Genomic DNA, 803 nt, shown 5'->3' on the forward strand with positions numbered 1-803 from the left:
GCCCGCGCCTGAACCGCGTGATCCTGCTGCCGGTGCCGGACGCCAATACCCGTGTCGCCGCGCTGCGCTCCGGCCAGGTGGACTGGATCGAAGCGCCTCCGCCGGATGCGCTGACGCCGCTGCGCTCCGCGGGCTTCAACGTGGTGACGAACTCCTATCCGCATGTCTGGCCGTGGATCTTCGCCGCCGGCAAGCCGAATAGCCCGACGGCCGACGTGCGCGTCCGCCAGGCCCTGAACTACTGCCTCGACCGCGACGGGCTGACGACCATGCTGAGCGGCTTCGCCGAGCCCTCGGTCGGCTTCTACAATGCGAGTAACCCGCTCTTCGGCAGTCCCCAGAACCGCTACCGGCTCGATACCGCCCGCGGCCGGGCTCTGCTGGCCGAAGCCGGCTATAACGCCCAGCGGCCGCTTCGCATCAAGGTCGGCATCTCCAGCTCCGGCTCGGGCCAGATGCAGCCGCTGCCGATGAACGAGGCCATCCAGCAGAACCTGCGCGAGAATTGCGGCGTGCAGGTCACCTTCGAGGTCGTGGAGTGGACCGTGCTGCTCGGCACGCTGCGCGCGGAGCCGACGGCGCCGGGCTGGCTCGGCGTGGACGCGTCGATCGTCAGCCTGGTCACGTCGGATCCGTCGCAGATGGCGCGCTGGTTCCTCTCGGCCAATTCCTCGCCGCGTGGCAGCAACGCGGGGCATTGGCGCGACGAAGCCTTCGACGCGGCGATGACCGAGGTCGAGCGCGCGCGCACGCCGGAGGAGGCGGCGCCGGCGATCCGGCGCGCGCATGAGCGGATCGTGGAC

At 70.5% G+C, this 803-nt stretch carries 1 protein-coding gene; it reads left to right on the forward strand.

Features of this window, described 5'->3' with window-relative positions; translation table 11 throughout:
- Positions 1-803, forward strand: an 803-nt coding sequence (locus AC1DWF_RS33560) for an ABC transporter substrate-binding protein (protein ID WP_476842817.1), incomplete at both ends; no start/stop codon positions are given.

This window comes from Aminobacter sp. P4_D5 (assembly GCF_056401815.1).